At 62.5% G+C, this 17044-nt stretch carries 13 protein-coding genes and 1 other annotated feature (1 of these 14 cut by a window edge); of the genes, 10 read left to right on the top strand and 3 right to left on the bottom strand.

Annotated elements, in window-relative coordinates; all coding sequences use genetic code 11:
- Positions 1 to 1169 (bottom strand) — a sequence feature (most likely nonfunctional fraction of RNA operon); it reaches 1813 nt to the left of the window's first position.
- A gap of 530 nt (positions 1170 to 1699) precedes the next feature.
- Positions 1700 to 2856 (bottom strand): IS3 family transposase gene (locus E5678_RS19505; RefSeq protein WP_136177586.1). Its coding sequence is split into 2 segments (ribosomal slippage): positions 1700 to 2589 and positions 2589 to 2856, totalling 1158 coding nucleotides; the frame shifts between segments, so codons are not numbered across the junction.
- 175 nt (positions 2857 to 3031) lie between these two features.
- Between E5678_RS19505 and E5678_RS19500 the strand changes: the two genes are divergently transcribed.
- Entirely contained in the window at positions 3032 to 4924 is a 1893-nt protein-coding gene (locus tag E5678_RS19500) for an ATP-binding cassette domain-containing protein (RefSeq protein ID WP_136180071.1), read from the top strand.
- A gap of 17 nt (positions 4925 to 4941) precedes the next feature.
- On the opposite strand, the gene E5678_RS19495 is transcribed toward E5678_RS19500, so the two are convergent.
- Positions 4942 to 6462 (bottom strand): PLP-dependent aminotransferase family protein, encoded by a 1521-nt coding sequence (locus E5678_RS19495; protein ID WP_136180070.1) that lies wholly within the window; start codon positions 6460 to 6462, stop codon positions 4942 to 4944.
- A 208-nt stretch (positions 6463 to 6670) separates the two neighbouring features.
- Between E5678_RS19495 and E5678_RS19490 the strand changes: the two genes are divergently transcribed.
- From E5678_RS19490 to E5678_RS19455, 8 genes are all read left to right on the top strand, one after another.
- Positions 6671 to 7327 carry a LysE family transporter gene (locus E5678_RS19490; RefSeq protein ID WP_136180069.1) on the top strand — a complete coding sequence of 219 codons (657 nt, stop codon included), beginning with the start codon at positions 6671 to 6673 and terminating at the stop codon, positions 7325 to 7327.
- Positions 7324 to 8265, top strand: a complete 942-nt coding sequence (locus E5678_RS19485; protein WP_136180068.1) for a DMT family transporter — start codon at positions 7324 to 7326, stop codon at positions 8263 to 8265. Before E5678_RS19490 ends, E5678_RS19485 begins: the two co-directional genes overlap by 4 nt.
- Positions 8262 to 8858: a LysE family translocator gene (locus tag E5678_RS19480; RefSeq protein ID WP_136180067.1), complete on the top strand. Its 597-nt coding sequence runs from the start codon at positions 8262 to 8264 to the stop codon at positions 8856 to 8858. The genes E5678_RS19485 and E5678_RS19480 overlap by 4 nt, the downstream gene beginning before the upstream one ends.
- Before the next feature lie 107 nt (positions 8859 to 8965).
- Entirely contained in the window at positions 8966 to 10150 is a 1185-nt protein-coding gene (locus tag E5678_RS19475) for a PLP-dependent aminotransferase family protein (protein WP_136180066.1), read from the top strand.
- A gap of 67 nt (positions 10151 to 10217) precedes the next feature.
- Positions 10218 to 11102: a PhzF family phenazine biosynthesis protein gene (locus E5678_RS19470; RefSeq protein WP_136180065.1), complete on the top strand. Its 885-nt coding sequence runs from the start codon at positions 10218 to 10220 to the stop codon at positions 11100 to 11102.
- Positions 11103 to 11150: 48 nt separating this feature from the next.
- Complete coding sequence (locus E5678_RS19465; RefSeq protein ID WP_136180064.1) at positions 11151 to 11636, top strand: cupin domain-containing protein; 486 nt, start codon at positions 11151 to 11153, stop codon at positions 11634 to 11636.
- A complete protein-coding gene (locus tag E5678_RS19460; RefSeq protein WP_136180063.1) occupies positions 11633 to 12352 on the top strand; it encodes a VOC family protein in 720 nt (239 codons plus the stop codon). The genes E5678_RS19465 and E5678_RS19460 overlap by 4 nt, the downstream gene beginning before the upstream one ends.
- Positions 12349 to 13350, top strand: a complete 1002-nt coding sequence (locus E5678_RS19455; protein WP_136180062.1) for a threonine dehydratase — start codon at positions 12349 to 12351, stop codon at positions 13348 to 13350. Before E5678_RS19460 ends, E5678_RS19455 begins: the two co-directional genes overlap by 4 nt.
- 49 nt (positions 13351 to 13399) lie before the next feature.
- Here E5678_RS19455 and E5678_RS19450 read toward each other — a convergent pair whose 3' ends face one another.
- Positions 13400 to 15772: an ATP-binding protein gene (locus E5678_RS19450; RefSeq protein ID WP_168708613.1), complete on the bottom strand. Its 2373-nt coding sequence runs from the start codon at positions 15770 to 15772 to the stop codon at positions 13400 to 13402.
- A gap of 178 nt (positions 15773 to 15950) precedes the next feature.
- On the opposite strand from E5678_RS19450, the gene E5678_RS19445 reads away from it, so the two are divergent.
- Positions 15951 to 16622, top strand: coding sequence for a histidine phosphatase family protein (locus E5678_RS19445; protein ID WP_136180060.1), 672 nt, complete (start codon positions 15951 to 15953; stop codon positions 16620 to 16622).
- Positions 16623 to 17044: the final 422 nt, after the last annotated feature.

Genomic DNA, 17044 nt, shown 5'->3' with positions numbered 1-17044 from the left:
GCTTCTAAGCCAACATCCTGACTGTTTTAGCCTTCCCACTTCGTTTCCCACTTAGCCAATTTTAGGGACCTTAGCTGGCGGTCTGGGTTGTTTCCCTCTTGAGTCCGGACGTTAGCACCCGGTGCTCTGTCTCCCAAGCTGTACTCGTCGGTATTCGGAGTTTGCCTTGGTTTGGTAAGTCGCCATGACCCCCTAGCCAAAACAGTGCTCTACCCCCGACGGTAATACTTGAGGCACTACCTAAATAGTTTTCGGAGAGAACCAGCTATTTCCAAGTTTGTTTAGCCTTTCACCCCTATCCACAGCTCATCCGCTAATTTTGCAACATTAGTCGGTTCGGACCTCCAGTACCTGTTACGGCACCTTCATCCTGGCCATGGATAGATCACTTGGTTTCGGGTCTACACCCAGCGACTGATTCGCCCTATTCGGACTCGATTTCTCTACGGCTTCCCTATTCGGTTAACCTTGCCACTGAATGTAAGTCGCTGACCCATTATACAAAAGGTACGCAGTCACCCCTTTCGAGGCTCCTACTTTTTGTAAGCATGCGGTTTCAGGATCTATTTCACTCCCCTCCCGGGGTTCTTTTCGCCTTTCCCTCACGGTACTTGTTCACTATCGGTCGATGATGAGTATTTAGCCTTGGAGGATGGTCCCCCCATATTCAGACAGGATTTCTCGTGTCCCGCCCTACTTGTCGTCATTAGCCCAGGGTATTAGCCCAGACCGTTTCGTTCCGTACAAAAGCAGTTTACAACCCGAAGGCCTTCTTCCTGCACGCGGCATTGCTGGATCAGGCTTGCGCCCATTGTCCAAAATTCCCCACTGCTGCCTCCCGTAGGAGTCTGGACCGTGTCTCAGTTCCAGTGTGGCTGGTCGTCCTCTCAGACCAGCTACAGATCGTTGGCTTGGTGAGCCTTTACCCCACCAACTACCTAATCTGACATCGGCCGCTCCAATCGCGCGAGGCCTTACGGTCCCCCGCTTTCATCCATAGATCGTATGCGGTATTAGCGCAGCTTTCGCTGCGTTATCCCCCACGACTGGGCACGTTCCGATGCATTACTCACCCGTTCGCCACTCGTCAGCACCTTGCGGCCTGTTACCGTTCGACTTGCATGTGTAAAGCATGCCGCCAGCGTTCAATCTGAGCCAGGATCAAACTCTTTAGTTCGATCTTGAATTTACTCATAAAAACGGAATTGAAGTGAACTTCACTTCTATTCTCATGAGCGTTTAAAGTCTTGCGACTTGAACTCTTTCGAGTTCGTTTCGCAATCTCCTTCAAACGCCCACGCTTATCGGCTGTATATTTTTAATGATCCGACAAACTCTGCAGCACTTGTCTGCTTTGTTTGCTTGCTTAGCTGCGATCAGCTGAGCCTCGTATTATGACACAGTTTTCAGTGTCTGGTCAAATTATTTCAGGGTTTTTACTAACCAGCCTGACTTCTTTTAACCCCTCACCACCCTCTCAAACCACCTTCCGGTGAGCCCTTGTGAGCAGCGAAGCCTTGCAGTATACATCGGATTTTTCGGCCCTTCTAGATCTTTCAAAACTATTTTGATTGAGGCCTGCTGAGGCGACTCTTGACCCCCTTGCCCGACCTGAGGGAGATCGGTTTGCCTGCTCCCTATATATATGTATGTTCGCAGAGGCCTTGGTGGGCTTCCCCCAGTTTCCCGGACGGTTTGCTTAGCCCATTAAGCCTTGCTCAAAGTTGACTGGGCTGAGGAAGTCTAGCTTTGAGTGTTTACGCACCGGGTTGTAGAAGCGCTCGATGTAGTCGAACACGTCGGACCTGGCTTCTTCCCTTGTCCGGTAGACCTTGCGGCTGAGCCGTTCGGTCTTCATCGACGAGAAGAAGCTCTCCATCGCAGCGTTGTCCCAGCATTCACCTCGACGACTCATGCTGCAGGTGATGCCTTGTTCCTTGAGCAACCGCTGGAAGTCGTCGCTGGTGTACTGGCTGCCCTGGTCCGAGTGATGCATCAGCGAGCTGGGTTTGCCGCGCCGCCAAAGGGCCATCAACAAAGCGTCGCTCACCATCTTGGCCTGCATGGTGTCGCTCATCGACCACCCCACGATGCGGCGTGAGTACAGGTCCATCACCGCTGCCGCATACAGCCAGCCCTCAGCCGTCCAGATGTAGGTGAAGTCAGCCACCCACTTTTGGTTCGGACCACTGGCCTCGAAGTCGCGCTGCAGATGGTTGGGCGCGATATGGTTCTCAAGCCTGCTGCCCGTATCACCAGGTAGCCTGCGTCGCTTGTGGCGGGCTTGCAGCTTGGCCAGGTGCATCAGCCGGATGACCCGATTCATCCCACAGGTCTCCCCCAGCGCTCGAAGGTCGTGCCAGACGCGTGGACTGCCGTAGGTTCGGTCGCTGAGTTCGAAGCTCTCTCGGATGAGGCGGGTGAGCCTGGCGTCGTCTTGGCTGCGCTGGCTCGGCGCTCTGTCCATCCATTCGTAGAAGCCGCTGTGGGAGACCGCCAGAACCCGACACATGGTGCGGGTGGGCCAGACACTACGATGCCGCGCGATGAAGCCGTACTTCACTGCGGGTCCTTTGCAAAGTAGCCGAGCGCTTTTTTTAGGATGTCGCGCTCCGTGGTCACGCGGCGTAGTTCGCGTTGCAGCCGCTCCACCTCAGTGGCGGCCTCACTGCGAAGCGGCCGGTTCGGCCTAAGGTCCAACACTCCGCCACGTTCCTGGGTGACCCACCGCCTGAGCACGCTGGTCTGGATACCCAAGTCCCGCGCAATGTTCGTGACCGTGGCTCCTGGCTGCTTGCACAGCTTCACTGCCTCACGTTTGAACTCGTCCGTGAAGCTCCTTCGGGTTCTTGTCATACCTATCTCCTGAACACATCATGTCATTGGATGTGTCCGGGAAACTGGGGGAAGCCCATGGCTTGCTTCCCTTGGAGGGGTGTTACCCGGGGTTCCTGGTGCGGCTCTAAACGGCAGCGGTCGGCTCTTGGTGTTGGGGCCGGATAATGGTGGCTTCTTTATAGACACCTAGTTCATGGCACTCATTACTCTGCAAGATGCACAACTGGCCTATGGCCATGTGGCGTTGCTCGACCACACCGATTTTTCACTTGAACCTCAAGAGAGGGTGGGGTTGATCGGCCGCAACGGCACGGGCAAGTCGTCGATGCTGAAAATTTTGGCCCGCTTGGAGAAGCCGGATGACGGCACTTTGCAGGTGCAGACGGGCTTGCGCGTGGCGTATGTGCCCCAAGAGCCGGTGCTGGATTTGCAGGCCACCGTGTTCGACGCTGCCAGCTCCGGACTGGCCGATGCGAAAGAGGCTCGTGAGTTGTATTTGAGCGGGGCAGACGGGCTGGACCTGGACGCCTTGCAAAGCCGCATTGAGGCCTTGGATGCGTGGAACTGGGAGCAGCGGGTAGAGGAGACGCTGCACCGCCTGCACTTGAACGCGGAGGATCGCGTCGGCGCACTGTCCGGCGGCAACAAGAAACGGGTCGCGCTGGCACAGGCACTGGTCAGCCGACCGGACGTCTTGCTTCTGGATGAGCCCACCAACCACCTGGATCTGGACAGCATCACCTGGCTGGAGGACCTGCTGCTGGATTACAAGGGCAGCGTGGTCACCATCAGCCACGACCGGGCGTTCCTGGACCGCGTCGCGACGCGCATGGTCGAGCTCGACCGGGGTCGTTTGCTCAGCTACCCGGGCAACTTCGCGCAATACCAGGTCCTGAAAGAGGAGCAACAGGCTCAGGAAGCCGTGATCAATGCGCGGGCGGACAAGCTGCTGGCGCAGGAAGAGGTCTGGATCCGCAAGGGCGTCGAGGCACGCCGCACACGGGCGCAAGGGCGCATCACCCGGTTGGAGAACCTGCGCAATCAGCGGTCGCAGCGGCGGGATGCATTGGGCAACGTGAAGCTGGAAGTCGCCAGCGGTGGCGCCAGCGGCAAGATCGTGGCCGAGCTGGAGAAGGTCAGCAAGAGCTTCCCATTGTCGGGCGGTGGGGAACGCACGGTGATCCGGGATTTCACTTCGACCATCTTGCGCGGTGACAAGATCGGCTTGATCGGCCCCAACGGCGCCGGGAAAACCACCCTGCTGAAGATCATCCTGGGCGAACTGGCGCCGGACAGTGGCACGATCCGCCAGGGCAGCAAGCAAACGGTGGCGTATTTTGACCAGATGCGCGACCAGATCGATCTGGATGCGACGCTGGAAGACTTCATCAGCCCCGGCAGCGAGTGGATCGAGATCGGGAACAAGAAAACCCACGTCAAGAGCTACCTCAGCGATTTCCTGTTTTCACCAGCGAGAGCCATGGCGCCGGTGCGCACCTTGTCGGGTGGCGAACGCAACCGGCTCTTGCTCGCAAGGCTGTTTGCCCGCCCGACCAATGTGCTGGTGCTGGACGAGCCGACCAACGATCTGGACATCGACACGCTGGAACTGCTGGAGGATCTGCTGCAGCAATACGACGGCACCGTATTCCTTGTCAGCCACGACCGGCGTTTTCTGGACAACGTGGTCACCAGCACCATCGTGCACGAGGGCGAAGGCCGCTGGCGCGAATACGTGGGTGACGTGCAGGACTGGATGACGCAATCAGCACGCGCCCAAGCGCTGCAACGAGAAGCCGCTCCAACGCCGGTGGCGGCGCCAGCACCCGCTGCGCCGGTGGCCGCGGCCACACCTGCGGCTGGAAAAAAGAAGCTGAGCTACAAGGAACAACGCGAGCTGGAAGCCCTGCCCGAGCGCATCGGTGCCCTGGAGGTCGAGCAAGCGGCGGTCGAGCAGCAGCTGGGCGGCGGTGCCTTGTACGCGAGCGATCCCGAGCGCGCTTCCGAATTGGGCTCCCGCCATGCCCAAATAGAAGCGGAGTGGCTGAAAGCAATGGAACGCCTGGAGGCACTCGGCACCGCTTGAGTGGCGGGCCGCGCTGCTCACCGAGCCGCCGACACCAACTGGCTGAACACGCGCCAGAACGCAGGCTCCTGCGTCGTCGCGAAATTGATGCGCATCAGGGTGCTGGGCGCTCGGGCCGCGTGGAACAAGGCGCCCGGCGCAATCAGATAGCCTTCGTCCAGCAGGCGTTGCGCCAGCACTTCGGTGTCCACGCCGGTATCCACCCAGCCAAACAAACCCGCCGGCTCAGCCACAAAGTGGCAACCGGCCCCCTGGGCGAGTTTCACACTGCGCGAGCGGGCGGCATCCAGCCGCAACCGGATGCGCTCGGCGTGTCGGCGCAACTGCCCCTGTTCGATACACAACGCCAAAGCGCGCTCAAACAGGCTGGGGGTGGTGAGGGTGGTGAGCAGTTTGGTGTCGAGCAGTCGCTCCACCCATTCGGGCGGGGCGACCAGAAAACCGACGCGCCAGTTGGGCGCCAATATCTTTGAGAAGCCACTGACGTAAATGGTGCGCTGAAGGCCATCGAGCACGCTCATGCGGGTGGCATGCTCGGGCGCGATGTGGCTGTAGGTGTCGTCTTCCACCACGTAAAACTGGTGGGCCTGGGCGAGCTGCATCACCCGGTGGGCACTGGCCGGGGTCAGGCAATAACCGGTGGGATTGTGCAACACGCTCACGCTCACGAACAACTTGGGCGCGTGCTCCGCACAGTACCGCGCCATCACCGCCAGATCCGGCCCGGCAGGGCCCCTGGGCACAGGCAGGATGCGCAGGCCCTGGGCATTGAGCCTGGCGAATTCGATCGCCCAGCCCGGCTCTTCGACCATCACGCAGTCACCGGGCTTTAGCAGGGTGCGGCTCACAATATCCAGCGCCTGGGTTGCACCGATCGTGGTGATGATCTGCGCTGGCTCAGCCGGCATCCCCATGCCGTGCAGGCGGTCCGACAGCACCCGCCGCAGGTGACCATCGCCCATGGGCTCTCCATAGCGCAACGACACGTCGTTCAACCCCTGGTTCGAGGTGACTCGGCGCACCGCCGCCTGCAGAAACGAGGTCTCCATCCAGTCGGGCGGGAATGCGCCCATGCCAGGCTGGGGCCTCTCACCCGGCGGCTGGAACATCCCGCGGATCAAGGCCCCTGCATTCACTGGTGGACCGGCCCGCAAGCCGGTCGACAGACCTGGAACCGCCTGTTTCCCCACGGCGGCTGGCGCCGTCACCACACGCTGGCGCACAAAAAACCCCCGGTTGCGTTCGGCCTGCACCAAGCCTTGCGCGAGCAACAAATCGTAGGCCGCCACCACCGTGGACGGGCTGAGGCCCTGCTGCGCGGCACATTGCCGCACGCTGGGCAAGCGCGCGCCCGGGGCCAGCAGGCGGTCCCGGATCCGGGTGGCAAAACGTTCGGCCAGCTGTTCGGCGAGCGTCTGGGCGGACTGGCGTGTGAGCGGCGGCGCCGACACCAGGGGGGTGACCGCACCGGCTGCGCCGTCACCAGCCACGGCACCCTCGGGGGCGATGGGCAGGGGTGAACTTGTGGATTTCAACATCACGGGATAGAGGGTTGAAGATGGGTGGGCGCTCTGCAGCTGGGTGGCTGTGTGGCTGCAAGGAGCCACACAGTTTTTGATCTGACCCTTTGAACTGTATGGCTTGTGTACTGATGGGTCAAGCTACAGTGGACCCCATGCCCTTGATCCATTTCGCACCGCCCGGTGGTTTGCAAGCCCCCACCCCACCCTTGCCGAGGGCCGACGTTTGAACGCCACCGAACTGAGCGCCTTGCTCGTGCTGGCCACAGCCACCAGCTTCACGCCCGGCCCCAACACCACGCTGTCAACCGCCCTGGCAGCCAACGGAGGCCTTGGGCGAGCCTTGCACTTTGTTTGCGCGGTGCCTGTGGGCTGGGGGTTGCTGTTCGCCCTGTGCTCGGCGGGTCTGGGGGCGCTGGTGGTTGCGCAGCCGTTGCTGCGGTGGGCGGTCTTGATCGGCGGTGTGGTGTACCTGCTGTGGCTGGCCCAGCGTCTGTGGCGCAGCCGCGGCCTGAGCCAGGTCAACCAGGCACAGCTGAACGTGACATTCTGGCAAGGCGTGGGCCTGCAGTTTCTCAACATCAAGGCCTGGATGCTGGCGCTCTCGCTGGTGGCTGGCTGGGTGGCGGGCCGACCCGATGCCTGGCTGCGTTTTGCCCAGGTGTTGCCGCTGATGCTGGCATTCGCCTTTTTCAGCAACTTCACCTATGCACTGGTGGGCTCGGTGCTGCGCCATTGGCTGGCAGGGCCCGTGGTGGGCGGTGTGGCCACAGGCTCGCGCCTGCTGGTCTTCAACCGCTTCATGGCCTCGGCGTTGGTGCTCACCGCTTTGTGGATGCTGGTGACGGGTGCGGGCATAGGCGCGCCTGGAGGCACCGCATGACACCCAGCCTGACCATCGACGCGCAACACCGGCAGGAAACACGGGGCCTGTGGCTGGGGTTTGTGGGCGTGTTTGTGTTCGCACTCACCTTGCCCATGACGCGACTGGCCACCGGCACCGCCGACGCCCCGATGCTTTCACCGTGGTTCGTGACTTGGGGACGGGCCGCCCTGGCAGGTTGTTTGTCGATCATCTATCTGTTGGCTACGCGGTCACCGCTACCGCGACCCGAACACCGTGGTCCCCTGGCGTTGTCATTGCTGGGCAATGCCATCGGCTACCCGCTGCTGCTGGGCTGGGCACTGCGAGAAGTCACGGCTAGCCATGCGGCGGTGATCACGGCCCTGTTGCCGCTCGCGACCGCTGCCGCTGCCGCGTGGCTGATGCATCAACGTGCGCGCCTGGGCTTCTGGTTGTTTGCAGCGCTGGGCAGTGCACTGGTGGCGGTGTACAGCCTGCTGCGGGCACACCAGCAAGGACACGGGTTTGGCTTGAGCCATGCAGATCTGCTGCTGCTCGGTGCGGTGCTGGCGGCGTCTGTGGGCTATGTGGCGGGTGCCAAGGTCACACCAACACTGGGCGCCGAGCGCGTGATCAGCTGGGTGTGTGTGATGGCCTTGCCTCTCACCTTGCCGGGCGCCTGGCTGACTTGGCCGGAGCAACCCGTTGCCCTGTCTGCGTGGTTGGCGCTGGGCTATGTGGGCGTGTTTTCCATGTGGGCCGGGTTCTTTGCCTGGTTCCGCGGGCTCGCGCTGGGCGGGGCGTTGCGGGTGAGTCAAATGCAATTGCTGCAACCCTTCATCAGCATGGTGGCGGCCGTGCCGCTGCTGGGCGAATCGCTGGACGGGATGACGCTGGTGTTCGCCTTGGGCGTGGTGGCCACGGTGTTCATGGGGCGCCGCATGGCTGCGCCCAAACGAAAAGGAAGCGGAGAATGACCCCCAATACCTTGCTCGCAGCCAGTCTGTTCGCGGTGGTCAGCTCGATCACGCCGGGGCCGAACAATATGATGATTCTGGCCTCTGGCGTGAACTTCGGCTTTGCCCGTTCGCTGCGCCATTTGTTTGGTATCACGCTGGGCTTTGGCCTGATGGTCTTGCTGGTGGGTCTGGGTTTGCACACTGTGCTGGATCGCTGGCCGGTGATCTACAGCACGATGCGCTGGGCCGGTGCGGCCTATTTGTTGTGGCTGGCATGGAAGCTCGCCAACGCCGGGCCACCATCGGCCACGGCGTCCCGTGCAACACAGCCCATGGGCTTCTTCGCTGCGGCGGCCTTTCAGTGGGTCAACCCCAAAGCGTGGGTGATGGCGGTGACCGCCATCAGCACCTTTCTGCCCGCTCAGGCCCAGCCCCCGCATGTGTTCGCGTTGGCCGCGCTCTTCATGGCGTTGAACCTGCCCTGTGTGGCCACCTGGGGCGCTTTTGGCAGTGCGATGCGGCGCGTCCTGCAAGAGCCCAAAAAATTGCGGTTGTTCAACATGCTCATGGCGTTGGCGCTGGTGGGCTCGTTGATTCCCATGCTGACGTAGGCGCCTGCGCCGCAGAAGGCGCGTCGGCTGCCGCGCAGGCCCCCAACCGCTATCCTTCCCTCTATTCACCTCGTTTTTTTTGCCCACCCTTTTTCGGGGAAACACCGATGACAACCTGGACCCTGGCGCGACGCGCCCAAAAAATGAACCCTTCCGTGATCCGGGAGATTCTCAAGATCACCGAGAAGCCCGGCATCATCAGTTTTGCGGGGGGCCTGCCCTCGCCCAAGACCTTCCCGGTGGAGGCCTTTGACCAAGCCAGCCAGCGTGTGCTGCAAAACGACGGCGCCGCCGCACTGCAATACGCGGCCAGCGAAGGGTTCCTGGCGCTGCGAGAACACGTGGCTCAGAACCTGCCTTGGGAGGTTGACCCAGACCAGGTGCTGATCACCACCGGCAGCCAGCAAGGCCTGGACCTGGTGGCCAAAATCCTGATCGACTCGGGCAGCCGCATTTTGGTGGAAACACCCACCTACCTGGGCGCGCTGCAAGCTTTCGCGCCCATGGAGCCCGTGGTGGCCAGCGTGGCCAGTGACGCAGAAGGCCCCGATCTCAACAGCCTCAGCCAGCAAATGGGAAGCGGCGCCAACGCGGCGCGTTTCTTTTACGTGTTGCCGAACTTCCAGAACCCCACTGGCCGCACCATGAGCGAAGCGCGCCGCGCGGCCCTGGTGGAAAAAGCCGCCGAGCTGGGCCTGCCTTTGATCGAAGACAACCCTTATGGTGACCTGTGGTTTGACACCCCGCCGCCCAAGCCGCTGACGGCTCGCAACCCTGACGGCTGCATCTATCTGGGTTCGTTTTCCAAGGTGCTCGCTCCGGGCCTGCGCCTGGGGTTCCTGGTGGCCCCCAAAACGCTGTACCCCAAACTGCTGCAAGCCAAGCAGGCTGCCGATCTGCACACGCCGGGCTACAACCAGCGCATGGTGGTGGAGACGCTGAAGGGTGGCTTTCTGGAGCGCCACGTGCCCACCATCCGTTCGCTGTACAAGAACCAGTGCACCGCCATGTTGCAGGCGCTGGATACCGAAATGCAGGGCCTCGGTCTCGAATGGAACACGCCTGACGGCGGCATGTTCTTGTGGGTGCGTTTGCCTGACGGCATGAATGCTGTCGAGCTGCTGCCCAAGGCAGTGGACGCCGGCGTGGCTTTTGTGCCCGGCGCCGCGTTTTACGCCGACAACGCCGATCCGCGTACCTTGCGCCTGAGTTTTGTGACCGCCAGCGTGGAACAGATCCACACGGGCATCGCAGCCTTGGCCCAAGCCATCCGGACCTTCGCCAAGGGTTGAGACGGCTGCGCCGGTGTGGCGCAACCGGTCGGCCATTGCCTTGTATTGAGCTTCAGGAGACCTGCCCATGCAAACCCGAGCGTTCCAACAAGTGGATGTGTTCACCGCAACCCCCTATCGGGGCAACCCACTGGGGGTGGTGATGGACGGCACAGGCTTGAGCGCCGAGGCCATGCAGCACTTCACGAACTGGACCAACCTGTCGGAGTGCACCTTTCTGTTGCCCCCCACAGCCGAGGGAGCGGCAGCAGGCGCTGACTACCGGGCGCGCATTTTTTGCCCAGGGCGCGAGTTGCCTTTTGCCGGGCATCCCACGCTGGGCAGTTGTCACGCTTGGCTGAAGGCCGGTGGCATGCCCCAGGCGGAGCACGTGGTGCAGGAATGTGGCGTGGGCCTGGTGCGCATCCGCAGAGGGGAAGATCGTTTGGCATTCGCCGCGCCGCCGCTGCGCAAAAGCGGCCCGCTGGACGAGAGCGATGTGGCACTGATCGCGCGCGGCCTGGGCGTTGCACGCATCGACATCGTGGCGCACAGCTGGTGCGACAACGGGCCCAGCTGGCGTGGCGTGATGTTGAAGACCGCAGAGCAGGTGTTGGGGCTGCGGCCCGACAGTGTGGTCTTGGCTGGGCTGGACATCGGTGCGGTCGGCCCACGCGGCAAGGTTGGGGTGGTGGGCGTGAGCGGGGTCAACGAAGGCCTGCACAGCGACTTCGAAGTGCGTGCTTTTTTCCCGGGCAACAACGGCTTGTGCGAAGACCCGGTCACCGGCAGCTTGAACGCCGCGCTGGCTCAGTGGCTGATCGGTGCGGGTCTGGCGCCCGAGCGCTATGTGGCGGCGCAGGGCACGGTCTTGCAACGTGAGGGACGCGTGCACATTCAGCGCGACGCCCAAGGCAATATCTGGGTGGGCGGTGCATCGGTCACCTGTATCGAGGGCACGGTCCTGATTTGACTTGCCCCATTTTTAACCGACCCGAACGCAACTCCTTTGGGGAATGACATGAGCAAGTCTGGACAGACTCCCGTTTCGGTTGCCTCTGCAGAGGTACCCGTTCGCAGAAAACCCTCGCTGTACCCCGAGCCCTTCGCTTCGCGCATGGTTGGCCGCGAAAAGCGGGTTTTAGGTGACCTGTTTGGTTTGAGCCACTTTGGCGTCAACCTCACGCACCTGGCGCCAGGCAGCGTGTCCAGCTTGCGGCATGCCCATACCCGCCAAGATGAGTTCATCTACGTGGTTGAGGGCCATCCCAACCTGCACACCAACCTGGGCGTCACAGCACTCATGCCGGGCGACTGCGCGGGATTCAAGGCGGGTTCGGACGACGCGCATTGTTTGCACAACCCCACCTCCGAAACAGTGATTTATCTGGAAGTGGGTGACCGCACCCCAGGAGACGACGCCCACTACCCTGATGAAGACTTGCAAGCTGTGATCATTGAGGGGGACTGGGTGTTCTTGCACAAAGACGGCACGCCCTACCCATGAGTGAAACCTCCACGGCGCATCAACTCGACCACCTGGTGATCGCTGCGCGCTCCTTGGACGAGGGCGTGGCCTGGTGCAAAGCCACGCTGGGCGTGGTTCCGGGCCCTGGTGGCAAGCACCCGCTGTTTGGCACACACAACCGGCTGCTTCAACTGGCTTGTGATGGCGCACCCAACGCGTATCTGGAAATCATTGCCATCAACCCGGAAGTGGCGCCGACACGGGCCGCGCCCTGCAAACGCTGGTTCGATCTGGATGACCCTGCCATGCGCAATGCGTTGGCAGAACAAGGGCCGCAATTCATCCACTGGGTTGCCCGCGTGCCCGATCTGCAACAAGCCCTTGCCGCCTGCAGGACGCAAGGCATCGACCGCGGTGCCGCGATCCTTGCTTCACGGCCCACCCCTCAAGGCTTGCTGGAATGGCAGATCAGTGTGCGCGAAGACGGACAGCGCCTGTTCGGCGGCTGTTTGCCGACTTTGATCCAGTGGGGTGATACCCACCCGGCCACCTCCATGCCCAGGAGCGGCCTGCGCCTGCTCCGCCTGAGCGCAATGCACCCCGAGGCAGAAGCACTCACAAGCGCAATCGACGCCATGGGGCTGCAAGGCATCACCGTGACCCAGGGTGCGGCCCAACTGCAAGCCGTACTTGAAACGCCCAAAGGCCTGGTGACGCTGGGCTCCTCCATTCCCAGCCACTCAACCCCCACATGACCCTCGCCACACCACCCACCGATTCCACGCCGACCTCGCTTCCATCGCTGCGAGACATCGAAGGCGCCGCACAGGTGGTGTACCAGGCGTTCGCCGCCACCCCCCAATACCGGTGGGCCACGCTCTCGCAACGCCTGGGCACCGACTGCTGGGTCAAACACGAGAACCACACCCCGGTGGGCGCATTCAAGATCCGTGGCGGGCTCACGTATTTCCACCGGCTGGCACAGCGGGGTGCGTTGCCCAAAGAGGTGATCAGTGCCACGCGGGGCAACCACGGCCAGAGCATGGGCTGGGCAGCGCGGGCACACGGCGTGGCCTGCACCATCGTCGTGCCAAAGGGCAACTCCAGTGAGAAAAATGCGGCCATGCGCGCGTTGGGCGTCACGCTCATCGAACATGGCGCCGACTTCCAGGAAAGCCGCGAACACGCGATAGCGCTGGCCGCCGAGCGCGGCGCGCATATGGTGCCCAGCTTCCACCTGGACTTGCTGCTCGGGGTCAGCACCTACTGGTGGGAGTTCTTCCGCGCCGTGCCATCGCTCGACGTGGTGTATGTGCCGATTGGCCAGGGTTCAGGAGCCTGTGCGGCGATCGCCGCCAAGCTGGCTTTGGGTCATCCTGCGCGCATCGTGGGCGTGGTGAGCGCTCACGCCACCACCTATGCCGACTCGATGGCGGCTGGCCGGGTCGTGGAAGCCCCGGTGAGCACCGTGCTGGCCGACGGCATGGCCTGCCGCGTGGCCGACGCCGAAGCACTGGCGGTGATGGCGCCGCATCTGGAGCGTGTGGTGAAGGTGACGGACGCAGAAGTCGGCCAAGCAATGCGAGCCCTGTTTGCCGACACGCACAACACCGCAGAAGGTGCCGGCGCTGCCAGCTTCGCCGCCGCATGGCAAGAGCGGGATCAGCTCAAAGGGCAGGTGGTAGGAACCACGCTGTGTGGTGGCAACGTGGACAGTGCCACATTCGCCCGCATACTGACCACAGAGCACTGAACCGCTCCGCGGCCCAGTCGTCTGGGCGCGAGGGCCAGCGATCCGACGGTTAGGCGGCCTGCTCCGGGCCGCTCACCAGGCGCGCAACCACGGCGCAAAAATCCTCTACAGCATCGGTCTTGAACACCACTTCGCGCACGCCGGCCGCAACCGACTCCGCCTGCAGCTCGTCGGTGATGTAGCCCGACGCAATGGCCACCGGCAGCGATGGGTTGATTGCCAGCACCGCCTTGGCCACATCCAGCCCGGACATGCCCGGCATGTTGAAATCGGTCATGAGCAGATCGAAGGCGTCGGGTTGAGCGCGCACCGCTTCAATGGCTTCTTGCTGATCGGTGAATGTGCTCACCGTGTAGCCCCGACGCTGCAGCAGGCGACGCACGAGAAACACCAAGGTGTCGTCGTCATCGAGGTACAAGATGTGGCGGTTGGGGGAATCGGGCTCAGGGCTCATAGACGCATTCTGCACAGAACTGTAGGATTTGGCTGCAATAGGGGTTGTTGTGGCTGTGATGTTTGTCGCGATCGTCGGACCTGCGTCATGGCCCGACCAATCGGAGTCGATGTCATCCGAGCCGGTATCGACCGCTGCGGCGGGGAAAAAGAGATCAAAGGTCGATCCGGCACCCAGTTCGCTCTGCACCTCGATCGTGCCTTCGTGGGACTGCACGATGCCCAGGACCACCGGCAAACCCAAACCGGTGCCGGTGCCCTGACTGCGGGTCGTGAAAAAAGGCTCAAACATGCGCAGGCGTGTGGCCTCGTCCATGCCACAGCCGTTGTCCCTGACCCGCACCCGGATCACGCCGGGCCAGCTCGTCGGCAAACCCGATGGCAGCGCCAGGTCGTTCACCCGGAACCGGTCCACCCGGAGTTCCAGCCGTCCCGGCTGGCCACCCATGGCGTGCCGGGCGTTGGTTCCCAGGTTGAGCAGAACCTGGCCCAGCTGGGTGGCATCGGCCAAGATGCTCAGATCGCCCGGCCCACAATGGGCATCCAGGTGCACCTGCGACGGCATGGCCGCCTTGAGCAGGCTGCAACTCTCGGCCAGGATGGCCCGCATGCTGATCCGCTGGCGCTCCATGGGCTGCTGGCGGCTGAAGGCCAGGATCTGACGCACCAGCTCTCGACCCCGCCGCGCCGCCGTGCTGATCTCGTGCAGGCTCTGGCGGGCCGGAGCATCGGGCAATATGTCCTGGCGCGCAAGGTCGGCGTTGCCGAGGATGGCGGCCAGAATGTTGTTGAAATCGTGCGCCACCCCACCCGCCAACGTGCCCAACGCTTCCATCTTCTGAGATTGGGCCAGCTGGACCTGCAGGGCTTTCTGTTCGCTTTGGGCCAGCTGGAGCGAAGTGATGTCGACAAACGTGATGACCACATGGCGCAAGCCACCCAGGGCATCGTTTTCGGCGAACGCATTGCACAGAGCCCACCGCACACCGGCACCCGCTCGGGGGCGAACCCCGATGACCACGTCGGTCAGGGGCTGCCCGGTGGCCAGCACCTGTTCGAACGGCATTTCGTGGCGAGCCAAGGGTTGACCTTCTGCATTCAGCAGAGACCAGTCCAGCAACCGGTGCGGCTGGGCAGCGCACGTGGATGGAACCGATGGCCAGCCCACAAACCGGCGCGCCGCCGCGTTGATGGTCTCGATCGACTGGTCGGGATTAAAAACGATGACGCCGGCGTGGATGTTGTCGATCAAGGCCCTCAGCTTGGCCTTGCCATCCGCCAGTTTTTGCAAGTTGCGCTCGCTGTTCTGCTGCAGGCGGTAGGACACCAGCGCACTCAACACGACCGCCCGGAGCAGGCCATCCAGCGTGATGAACAGCACCACATACGAAGCCCCGACACTCAACAGCGTGGCCGTATCCGAGCCCAGACTGCTGAGCAAGCGGATCAACAACACGGCCAGGCCCACCCCTTCGAACACCAGCAACCAGCGCAGGGCCTGGAACTCGCCCGACATGTGCCGGTCCCCGCGGCGGCGCACCAGCATCAGGTTCAGGACCACCAATACCAAAGCGGCGAAGATAAACAGGGCCCGACGCGCCGGGGGAATATCCCATAACTCCAGCAGCAACGCCTGGCCGGCAAACATCGCCACCCCGCCCCAGATCGCCCATTTCAGGGACTGCCTAACGGGCAGGCCCAGGTAGCTTCGGAGCCCCAGCCAGACACAGGCATGGGAGGCGTACATCGCGGTCAGACTCCCCCCCACAGTCACGACACTCAGGGTGGCTGTTTCGGACAAGGCTGTACCGACACCCAGAGAGGCGACCGCTGAAGCCGCCACCGAAGCCGCCCACCAGGCGGGCCCGCCCACAGCGTTGTGCCTGCGCGCGAACGACAGGTAAAGCGCCACCAAAAATCCGTCCAAACAAAGACGAATCAGCAGCAAGGTCGGTAAGTCAAGGTGCATGTAGCGAACAGGTGGGATCAAATACCGATGCGGAATTGAAACATGGTCCACCGGTGGGGAAAAGCCCGAACATCCCGGTGCATTGGCACCATTCCCGGTTTTTGCGTGCAGCGCGCAGACCACAATCAGTCGCTGCCGGGACAAACCTGAGCCCAGGGGTAAGGCCAGAATGCCATCCATGGGAAACCTTTATCTAGTGCGCCATGGCCAGGCCTCGTTTGGTGCCGCAGACTACGATCAGCTCAGCGAGCTGGGCGGCCGCCAAGCCGAGCGGCTGGGGCGCTATTGGGCCGAGCGCGGTCATCGCTTCGACGCCGTACTCATGGGCAGCTTGCGCCGACATGCCCAAACCTGGGAGGGCATTCGCCAAGGCGCCGGCCTGGACCTGGAGCCATTGGTCTGGCCCGGACTCAATGAATACGACGGAGAGGCGGTGATCCGGGCCATCCACCCCGATGCGGTGGACAAGCCGCTCACGCCCGAGGGCTACCGCAAGCACTTCCACATGTTGCGCGATGGCCTGAGCCAATGGATGGCCGGCACGGTCAGTCCGAAAGGCATGCCCAGCTACCCCGCCTTTGTTGAAGGGATCACCAGCGCGCTGGATCACGTGCGCAAGCACCACCAGGGACACAATGTGATGATCGTTTCCAGCGGTGGACCGATCTCAACGGCGGTCGGGCACATTCTGGCGCTGAGCCCGGAGCGCACCATCGATCTCAACATGCGCCTGCGCAACAGTTCGGTCACGGAGTTCCAGTTTGGCCCGAAGCGGCACTCGCTGCTGACCTACAACACCTTGCCCCACCTGGACCACCCCGATCTCGCCGACTGGGTGACGTTCGCCTGAACTTCGCCCCTCGGTCCCACACTAGGGCCTTTCGCACCAGCGCCCAGTGAATTTCACCGCGCGCTTTTTCCCGAACGACGCCAAGCGTTCTCGGGCATCTCAACTGTTCGCGTGAGATCCCGTTGGGGAAACCGGCAGCAGGCTGTGACCTTCGTGGAATGGGCTGCCAGCATCAGCTCGATACCCTGGCCCTGGCCCGCGGCCACCACCAATTTTTCACCTCCGCGCCCAGCTCAGTCTCTTCTTCCAGCGGGGGCAGTCTTTGGCCAGCGCGTGCAGCGTTTGGGGCGCTATGCCCTTGCACCGGGCTGGGTGATCGATCGCCACCACCAGCACATGGCTTTGCTGCAGCGCAGAAATCCGGCCGTGGATTGGGGCCTGAAGGCAAAGGGGTCGGTAGCGTTATGGGGCGTGTTCGTGGC

This window comes from Hydrogenophaga sp. PAMC20947 (assembly GCF_004795855.1).
Taxonomy (GTDB): domain Bacteria; phylum Pseudomonadota; class Gammaproteobacteria; order Burkholderiales; family Burkholderiaceae_C; genus Hydrogenophaga.
The sequence above is the reverse complement of the archived record's forward strand: the minus strand, read 5'-3'. Positions and strand labels throughout refer to the sequence as shown.